At 61.5% G+C, this 3,305-nt stretch carries 1 protein-coding gene and 1 pseudogene; both read left to right on the forward strand.

All coding sequences use genetic code 11. The features are described from left to right. Positions 1 to 2,361 (forward strand): AAA family ATPase (locus ABSB13_RS16880; RefSeq protein ID WP_428110509.1); only part of this gene is annotated, 2,361 nt, incomplete at its 5' end. 574 nt (positions 2,362 to 2,935) lie between these two features. Then, a pseudogene (locus tag ABSB13_RS16885) lies at positions 2,936 to 3,305 on the forward strand (efflux RND transporter periplasmic adaptor subunit); the annotation flags it as partial.

The following is a 3,305-nucleotide window of genomic DNA, read 5'->3' on the forward strand; positions in this document are numbered from 1 at the left end:
TCGCCGCAGCACACCGACAGCGCGTTTTATCCGATCATCGGCCAGATGGAACGCGCCGCCGGACTAGCGCACGACGACACAACGCAGGCGAGGCTCGACAAGCTCGATACGCTGCTCGCGCAGACCGCGACCTCGACGCAGGACGCCGCGCTCTTTGCCGAGATGCTGTCGCTGCCGAACGATGGACGCTATCCCCCGCTCGATCTGACCCCGCAACAGCGCCGGCAGAAAACCATGGAAACGCTCGGATTGCATATGGAAGCGCTGGCACGGCACAATCCGGTGTTGATGATCTTCGAGGATGCGCATTGGACCGATCCGACGAGCCTGGAACTGTTCGGCCGGACGGTGGATCGGATTGCTCACCTTCGGGTGCTGCTGCTGGTGACGTTTCGGCCGGAATTCGAGCCGCCCTGGATCGGACGGCCGCACGTCACGGCCCTCACGCTCAATCGGCTGGCGCAACGCGACATCGACGCCATGATCGACCGCGTCGTCGGCAACAAACAACTGCCGGCGAACATCCGGCAGGACATCATCGAACGCACCGACGGTATTCCGCTGTTCGTGGAGGAAATGACCAAAGCGGTGCTGGAGGCCGAGGGCGAGAGCGAAGTGCGACGGACCGCCGCCTCGGTTCCGTCCCCGGCGCTAGCCGTGCCCGCAAGCCTGCACGCCTCGCTGATGGCGCGGCTCGACCGGCTCGGCCACGCCAAGGAGTTGGCGCAGATCGGCGCGGCGATTGGTCGCGAATTCTCGCATGCCCTGCTAGCTGCGGTGGTGCGCCAGCCGGAGGCAGAGATTCAATCGGCGCTCGACCGTCTCATTGCGGCCGGTTTGCTGTTCCGGCAGGGCGTGCCGCCGCACGCGACCTACCTGTTCAAGCACGCCCTGGTGCAGGATGCGGCCTACGGCACGCTGCTGCGCGAGCCGCGCCGCGCGTTGCATGCCCGTATCGCCGAAACTCTCGAAACCCAATTCGCCGAGATTGCCGAGAATCAGCCGGAGCTGCTGGCGCGTCACTGCACCGAGGCCGGACTGATCGAGAAAGCTGCGGCCCTCTGGGGCAAAGCGGGACAGCGGTCGCTGGCGCGCTCAGCACTGGTCGAAGCCGCAGCGCAGCTCACGCGCGCCCTCGACCAGATCGCGGCTTTGCCCGGCACTCCGGCGCTGCGTCGCGAGCAGATCAAGCTTCAGGTCGCGCTCGCGAATGCTCTAATGCACGTCAAAGGCTATGCGGCGCCCGAAACCAAAGCAACCCTAGAGCAAGCCCGCTTGTTCATGGAGCAAGCGGAGGCGCTGGGAGAGCCTCCCGAAGACCCACTGCTGCTGTTCTCGGTCCTCTACGGCTTCTGGGTCGCGAACATCTCAGCGTTCAATGGCGACGCTTTGCGCGAGCTTGCGGTGCAGTTCTTGGCGCTAGCGGAGCGGCAAGGAACAACGGTTCCGCTCATGATCGGGCACCGCCTCATGGGTCACTCCTTATTGTTTCTGGGCGATGTCGCGGAAGCGCCGGCACATTACGACAAGGCGATCGCGCTTTACGATCCTACGGAGCATCGTCCGCTGGCGACGCGATTTGGTCAAGACGTCCGGAGCGCAATCTTATCTGTTCGCTCGTACGGACTGTGGTTGCTTGGCTATCCCGAGGCCGCGCTGAGAGACGCAGACGACGCGCTCAATAATGCGCGAGAGATAAGCCACGCCGGCACGCTGATGTATGCGTTGACTTTCGCAACGCTTACCCCCGTCTTTTGCGGAAATTATGCGGCGACAAACATGCAAGCCGACGAACTGCTCTCTTTAGCGGACGAGAAAGGCGCAGTCCTCTGGAAGTCGGGCGGAATGGTGATCCAGGGTTACGTCTTGGCCCTGACCGGCAAAGCCGCGGACGCAGTCCGAATGATCACCTCCGGGATGGGCGTACAGCGGTCAACTGGAGCAAACGTGCTCGTGCCGTTGGCCTCTTCATATCTGGCCTGGGCCCGTGCGCAACTTGGCCAGTTCGATGATGCTTGGCGCTGCATTGATGAAGCGATGACGGCGATCGAAACAACCAAGGAAAATTGGTGGGAGGCTGAGCTCCGTCGCGTGGCCGGCCAAATCGCGCTAAAGTCGTCTGAGCCGGATACGGCGAAGGCGGAAGCCTATTTCGAGCGCGCACTCGCGGTACCGCGACAGCAGCAAGCAAAATCTCTCGAACTGCGCGCGACGATGAGCATGGCGCGGCTGTGGCGCGATCAGGGTAAGCTGCAGCAGGCCCGCGACCTGCTCGCTCCGGTCTACGGCTGGTTCACCGAAGGCTTCGACACGCTCGATCTGAAGGAGACCAGGGCTCTGCTCAATGAGCTGCGCGCCTGACAAAGACTTTCGAAACGGCCTCTAAGTCTAAGAAGTGGGGCGTGAAATTCGGCCGCGAAACCGACGTACATCGGTGACGGGTCCTTGCGGCGTTACGGTGACTGCCAATCGCGGGTACGTCAGGCCTAATAGGGCTTCATTAATAGGCACCAAACCGGAAATATTTCAGCATTTACATATATTTCTTGGGTGGGCAGTATGGCTATTGGGCACTGCACGCATAAGTTCAATTGAGTTTCGCTTTTCTGTGTCATCAGCGTTGTCGAAATAAGCGCGCTCTTCCCAGCAACAACCGTGCGATAATCGAGTGCACGGTTAACGCCACACGGGTGAGTCGATCTCCGAACGAATGACTTCATGCACAGAGGAAGTGATTTCGAAGTCCGAGTGAGCCAGCGACGAAGAGCGCGCGCCGGGCACTGATTCCACATGCTTGGCAGGCGTAGGCCCGGGCTCGACCATTTGGGTGGGAAACTTCGCCGTATTCCCTCGAACCTCCGTCCAATCGTTGCGCCAGATCAATGACGCATCCGTGTCCCGGGGGATACGAGCTGTGACGACCGGATCGCGAGTGATGGAGGCAAAAGCACCGATGCGTTCGGCTATCGTGACGACGGCTGCACTGGCGCTGTTCACCCAACAGGTGCTTGCTCAACAGACCTTCGTTGTTGCCCCCCAGCAGGTTGCCGATGAGAAGGCCGTGTTCGCCACCGTCGAGAGCGCTAACACCGTGCCAGCGCGTGCCCGGATTGGCGGCACGGTGGTGCAGCTTGCGGTGCGAAAGGGCGATCACGTCGCGCAAGACCAGGTGGTGGCAATTGTCGCCGACCAGAAGCTCGCGTTGCAGCTCATGTCGCTCGATGCGCAGATTTCCGGACTTCAAGCTCAGCTTGACAAAGCGAAAACGGATCTCGCCCGGGAGCAAGAGCTGTTTGCGCGCGGAT

The sequence above is a fragment of the Binatus sp. (SeqCode) genome (genome assembly GCF_050013435.1).
Lineage (GTDB): Bacteria > Desulfobacterota > Binatia > Binatales > Binataceae > Binatus.